Here is a 5,983-nt window from a genome sequence, read left to right as displayed (position 1 = left end):
CTCCCAGCCCCCCCTCGCATCCCCATTGCGGCCGGTGCCGGTCTGCCATCCGCGGGCGTCGGCCGGCAGCCACTTCCGAAATCGCGCCTGGAACCTTACTAAAGATTTCCGCGCCGGCCCTTAGGCCGGCTACGGACACGCCGCCGAAGACACGCCGCCACGCGACGACAACCCGAAGCGACCAGAATCCATGACGAGCCCGCGCACCCTCTACGACAAGATCTGGGACGACCACGTCGTCGACGTCGAGGCCGACGGCTCGACGCTGCTCTACATCGACCGCCACCTCGTCCACGAGGTGACGAGCCCGCAGGCCTTCGAGGGTCTGCGCGTGGCCGGTCGCACGGTGCGCGCCCCGGAGAAGACGCTGGCGGTGGTGGACCACAACGTCCAGACCTCGGACCGCTCCAAGGGCATCGAGGATCCGGAGAGCCGGATCCAGCTCGAGGCGCTGGCGCAGAACGTCAAGGATTTCGGCATCGAGTTTTACGATGCCCTCGATCGCCGCCAGGGCATCGTCCACATCATCGGCCCCGAGCAGGGCTTCACGCTGCCCGGCCAGACCATCGTCTGCGGCGACAGCCACACCTCGACGCACGGCGCGTTCGGGGCTCTCGCCCACGGCATCGGCACCTCCGAGGTCGAGCACGTGCTCGCCACGCAGACGCTGCTGCAGAAGAAGGCCAGGAACATGCGCGTCACCGTCGACGGCGTGCTGCCGGCCGGCGTCAGCGCCAAGGACATCGTGCTCGCGATCATCGGCGAGATCGGCACCGCCGGCGGCACCGGCCACGTCATCGAGTATGCGGGCGAGGCGATCCGCGCGCTGTCGATGGAAGGCCGGATGACGATCTGCAACATGTCGATCGAGGGCGGCGCACGCGCCGGCCTCGTCGCCCCGGACGCCACGACCTACGCCTATTGCGAAGGCCGGCCGATGGCGCCGAAGGGCGAGGCCTTCGCGCGGGCCCGCGCCTATTGGGAGAGCCTCGTCAGCGACGAGGGCGCGCATTTCGACAAGGAAGTCCGCCTGGACGCCGCCAGCCTGCCGCCGATCGTCAGCTGGGGCACGAGCCCAGAGGACGTGATCTCGGTGCTGGGCTCGGTGCCCGACCCGGCCGCGATCCTCGACGAGAACAAGCGCGCCTCGAAGGAGAAGGCTCTGTCCTACATGGGGCTCACGCCGGGCACGAAGATCACCGACATCACCCTCGACCGGGTGTTCATCGGCTCCTGCACCAACGGCCGGATCGAAGACCTGCGCATCGTCGCCCAGATGGTCGCGGGCCAGAAGGTGCACGAGAGCGTCTCGGCGATGGTGGTGCCGGGCTCCGGCCTGGTGAAGGCGCAGGCCGAGGCCGAGGGCATCGACACGGTGCTGAAGGCCGCCGGCTTCGATTGGCGCGAGCCCGGCTGCTCGATGTGCCTCGGCATGAACGCCGACCGCCTCAGCCCGAACGAGCGCTGCGCCTCGACCTCGAACCGCAACTTCGAGGGCCGCCAGGGCCATCGCGGCCGCACCCACCTCGTCTCCCCGGCCATGGCCGCCGCAGCCGCCGTGGCCGGCCGCTTCGTCGACATCCGGGCCTGGCCCAAGGGGTAAGGGCTCCCGCCAACCACCCCTCGCCGTCATTCCGGGGCGCCGAAGGCGAGCCCGGAATCCAGAACCGCAGGTCGTGCTTGGGCTGGCGTCGGCGGCGGCTCTAGATCCCGGGCTCTGCTGCGCAGCCCCGGGATGACGGGGAGTGTTCGTGATCGATTGGCGAAGCCTCGGCTCGCCGACGACGGACGCGGTTCAGGGCTGCTCCGCCCTCAGAACTCCATATCGAGCTCTTCGATCTCCTCCGGCTCCTCGGCGGCGGCCTCGGCCCACTCGACCATCAGCGGCCAGTGCAGGATGGCGTCGCGATAGGCGGTGGCGCGCGGGGGAAGGGTCACGTCGTAGGTGCGAAAGCGCGTGCAGACGGGGGCGTACATCGCGTCGGCCAGCGTCGGGCGCTCGCCGAACAGGAACGGCCCGTCGTAGCGGGCGAGGCAGTCGTCGAAGATCGTGACGATGCGCTCGATGTCGCCCTTGGCGCCGTTGAACACCCGAAAGCTCGGGTGGAAGGCCTTCAGGTTCATCGGCAGGGCCGAGCGCAGGTTGATGAAGCCGCCGTGCATCTCGCCGGCGATCGAGCGGCAATGGGCGCGGGCGGCCACGTCCTTCGGCAGGAAGCCGGCCTCGGGGAAGGTCTCGTTGAGGTACTGCGCGATCGCCAGCGTGTCCCAAACCACGATGCCCTCGTGGTGCAGGCGGGGGACGAGGAACGAGGGCGAGAGGTGGAGCAGCTCGGCGCGCGAGGTCTCGTCGCCGCCGGGCAACATCTCGGTGTCGAAGTCGAGGCCGGCCATCTTGCAGATCAGCCAGCCGCGAAGCGACCACGACGAGTAGTTCCGGCTGGAGATCGTCAGCGTCGCCGTGGCCATGCTCGCATCCTTCGCGGATCGTTTTCGCGAGAGGCGGATCCAAGACTCGTGCCGACTCGCCGCCGCAGGCGCACATCATGCCTCGGGCGTGGGCGAATTGCCACGGACCCCGACGGGGATCACTCGCGCCGGAGCAGAGCCGCGACGTCGGCCTGCTCGGACGCCGACAGGCCACGCTCGGGCGCCGGCGCCGCGCGGCGCGACAGGCGCCAGATCCCGAAGCCGCCGAGCAGCACCGCGAGCAGCGGCGTCAGCCACAGGAGCACGGTGTGGAGCGCCAGGACGGGGCGCAGCAACACGAACTCGCCGTAGCGGTTCACCACGTAATCCTCGACGCCCTGGTTGCTGTCGCCGGCCTTCAGCCGCTCGCGCACGATCAGCCGGAGGTCCTTCGCCAGCGGTGCGTCGGAATCGTCGATCGACTGGTTCTGGCAGACGAGGCAACGCAGGCCCGAGGAGATCTCGCGGGCGCGATGCTCCATGGCCGGGTCCTTCAGGACCTCGTCCGGCTGGACGGCTTGGGCCGCGCCCGCCCCGAGCACGAGGCCGGCGAGCAGGAGGCCGCGGAGCGTGCGCGCGGCGCTCATTCGGCCGGGACCGCGTGCAGGGGAACGGGCTTGAGCTTGGCGCGGGCGGGCGCGCCGACGCGCATGCGCCGGTCGGTGAGCGACAGGCCGCCGCCGAGCGCCATCACCACCGCGCCGAGCCAGATCAGCAGCACCAGCGGCTTGTAGTACAGCCGCAGGCCGATGCTGCCGTCGGGCGAGATCTCGCCGAGGCTGGCGTAGACTTGGCTGACGCCGCGGGTGAGCAGGCCCGATTCCGTCACCGTCATCTTGCGGCTCGGGTAGAAGCGCTTGCCGGTGTCGACCTGGCCGATCTCGTCGCCGGCCTTGTCGCGGATGGTGAGGAAGGCCGCGACCTCCTCGTAGTTCGGACCGGGCCGCGGCGCGACTCGATCCAGCGTCGCCACGTAGGGGCCGGTCGCCAGCGTCTGGCCGGGCTTCAGGGTGGCGAGGCCCTCGGTCGCCCAGCCCTGCGCCGCGATGCCGAGCACGACCACGCCGACGCCGGCATGGGCGATGGCCGTGCCCCAGGCCGAGCGCGGCAGGCCGATCGCCCGGCGCCAGATCAGGCCGGGCGCGCGGGTGCGGCTGCTGCCGAAGCCGCGGGCGCGCGAGACGATCTCCAGCACCGAGCCGACGATGAGGTAGGCGCCCAGGCCCACGCCGACCGGAGCCATGGCCGGGCCGCCCCAGGTCCAGGCCAGGGTGGCGAGGCCGACCGCCAGGGCGAGGCCGAGGGCCGCGAACAGGCGCTGCGAGGCGGCGAGCGCGTCGCCGCGCTTCCAGGCCAGGGTCTGCCCGAACGGCACGATCAGCAGCAGCGGGATCGCGAGCGGCACGAAGGTGTAGTTGAAGAATGGCGGCCCGACCGAGATCTTCTCCGCCGTCAGCATCTCCAGCAGCAGCGGGTAGAGCGTGCCGACGAGCACGGTGGCGCAGGCGGCCACGAGGAACAGGTTGTTCATCACCAGCGCGCCCTCGCGCGAGATCGGCGCGAACAGGCCGCCCTGCCGCAGCATCGGCGCGCGCCACGCGAACAGCGTCAGCGACCCGCCGATGAACAGGATCAGGATCGCGAGGATGAAGATGCCGCGGGTCGGGTCGGTGGCGAAGGAGTGCACCGAGGTAAGTACGCCCGAGCGCACGATGAAGGTGCCGAGCAGCGACAGCGAGAAGGTGAGGATGGCGAGGAGCACCGTCCAGACCTTGAGGGCGTCGCGCTTCTCCATCACGACGGTGGAGTGCAACAGCGCAGTGCCGGCGATCCACGGCATCAGCGAGGCGTTCTCGACCGGGTCCCAGAACCACCAGCCGCCCCAGCCGAGCTCGTAATAGGCCCAGTACGAGCCCATCGCGATGCCGAGCGTCAGGAAGCTCCAGGCGGTCAGCGTCCACGGGCGCACCGCGCGGGCCCAGACGGCGTCGATCTTGCCGTCGATCAGGGCCGCGATCGCGAAGGCGAAGGTGATCGAGAAGCCGACATAGCCGACGTAGAGCAGCGGCGGGTGCACCGCGAGGCCGAAATCCTGCAGCAGCGGGTTGAGGTCGTTGCCCTCGACCGGCGCCGGCACCGCCCGGGTGAACGGGTTCGAGGTGGTGATCACGAACAGCACGAAGACGAAGGTGATGAAGCCCTGCACCGCCAGGGTGTTGGCGCGCAGCACCGGGGGCACCGACTCGCGGGCCACCGCCACCATCGCCCCGAACAGCGTGAGGATCAGGATCCAGAGGAGCATCGAGCCCTCGTGGTTCCCCCAGACGCCGGAGAGCTTATAGATGAACGGCTTCGTCGTGTGCGAGTTCTCGACCACGTTCTGGACCGAGAAGTCGGACGTGGCGTGGGCGTAGGTCAGCGCCGCGAACGCGAACAGCACGCAGGCGAAGGCGCCGAGCGCCGCCGGCGTCGCCACCTGCCGCAGGGCGGCGTCGCCCGAGCGGGCGGCCCAGATCGGCATCACCGACTGGACCAGGGAGAGCGCCAGCGCCAGCGCCAACGCGAAATGTCCGACCTCGACGATCAAGCGGCGGTTCCTCGAGTCAATGACATCGGCTCAGCGCTCGCTGCGCGGGCCGAGGGTCGCGGGTGCGGCGTCGGCGGCCTTCGGCGGGTCCGTCTTCACGGAGCCCTTGCCGCCCTTGCCGCCCTCCTGCCAGCGCCCCTGCGCCTTGAGCGCGTCGGCGACCTCGCGCGGCATGTAGGATTCGTCGTGCTTGGCGAGCACGGTGTCGGCGCGGAAGATGCCGCCCGGCTCCAGCGTTCCCTCGGCGACGACGCCCTGCCCCTCGCGGAACAGGTCGGGCAGAAGGCCGGTATACTGGACTTGGACGGTCGCGTTCGTGTCGGTCACCGCGAAGTCGATCTTCTGGTTCGCCCCGCGCTGGAGCGAGCCGTCCTTCACCAGGCCGCCGAGACGGAAGCGCGTCCCGGGGCCGACGCCCTGGTTCGCCACCTCGGTCGGCGAGCGGAAGAACACGATCGACCCGCTCATCGCCGACAGGATGAGCCCGACGGCGAGCGCCAGGACGGCGCCGCAGGCGGCGATCAGGATCAGGCGGCGGCTCTTGCGCGTCACGAGTTCAGTCCGTCCCCGGCGGGTGGTCCGGCCCCGGCACGACCCACGAAGGTCGGTCCGGGGCCGTGCCGTCCTCATTCTTATCCTCTCGGATGTCGGCTCCGACGGGCCGCGGGTCAAGTCGCCCGTGCCGGGACAGATCGTCAGGGGCGCAGCGGAAGGCCGAGTTCCTTCGCCAGGGTGTCGAGCCGCTCGGCGGCGCCCGGGTCCGCGGCGAGCGCCATCCGCGCGCGGCTCAGGACCTTGCCGGCCTGCTCCGGATCGCCGAGCGCGCTGTAGGAGCGCACGAGCCGCAGCCATTCGTCGACGCTGCCGCCCTTGGCCGCGAGCCGGCGGTCGAGGCCGGCCACCATGCCGCGGATCGCGGCCAAGGGC

6 protein-coding genes are annotated in these 5,983 nt (G+C 70.7%); 1 reads left to right on the top strand and 5 read right to left on the bottom strand.

Features of this window, described 5'->3' with window-relative positions; genetic code table 11:
* Positions 1–190: 190 nt before the first annotated feature.
* Entirely contained in the window at positions 191–1,603 is a 1,413-nt protein-coding gene (gene leuC, locus FV229_RS24640) for a 3-isopropylmalate dehydratase large subunit (RefSeq protein ID WP_147754469.1), read from the top strand.
* Between the two features lie 209 nt (positions 1,604–1,812).
* Here leuC and FV229_RS24635 read toward each other — a convergent pair whose 3' ends face one another.
* The 5 genes from FV229_RS24635 to FV229_RS24615 form a co-directional block, all read right to left on the bottom strand.
* Positions 1,813–2,469, bottom strand: a complete 657-nt coding sequence (locus FV229_RS24635; RefSeq protein WP_147754468.1) for a glutathione S-transferase family protein — start codon at positions 2,467–2,469, stop codon at positions 1,813–1,815.
* 119 nt (positions 2,470–2,588) lie between these two features.
* Entirely contained in the window at positions 2,589–3,056 is a 468-nt protein-coding gene (locus FV229_RS24630; protein ID WP_147754467.1) for a cytochrome c-type biogenesis protein, read from the bottom strand.
* A complete protein-coding gene (locus tag FV229_RS24625) occupies positions 3,053–5,056 on the bottom strand; it encodes a heme lyase CcmF/NrfE family subunit (RefSeq protein WP_147754466.1) in 2,004 nt (667 codons plus the stop codon). Before FV229_RS24625 ends, FV229_RS24630 begins: the two co-directional genes overlap by 4 nt.
* Before the next feature lie 30 nt (positions 5,057–5,086).
* Positions 5,087–5,608: a cytochrome c maturation protein CcmE gene (gene ccmE / locus FV229_RS24620; RefSeq protein WP_147754465.1), complete on the bottom strand. Its 522-nt coding sequence runs from the start codon at positions 5,606–5,608 to the stop codon at positions 5,087–5,089.
* A gap of 143 nt (positions 5,609–5,751) precedes the next feature.
* Positions 5,752–5,983 (bottom strand): tetratricopeptide repeat protein (locus FV229_RS24615; RefSeq protein WP_348644204.1); only part of this gene is annotated, 232 nt, incomplete at its 5' end.

The sequence above is a fragment of the Methylobacterium sp. WL120 genome (genome assembly GCF_008039465.1).
Lineage (GTDB): Bacteria > Pseudomonadota > Alphaproteobacteria > Rhizobiales > Beijerinckiaceae > Methylobacterium > Methylobacterium cerastii.
Note: the sequence above shows the minus strand (reverse complement) of the source record. Positions and strands in the feature narration are given on the sequence as shown.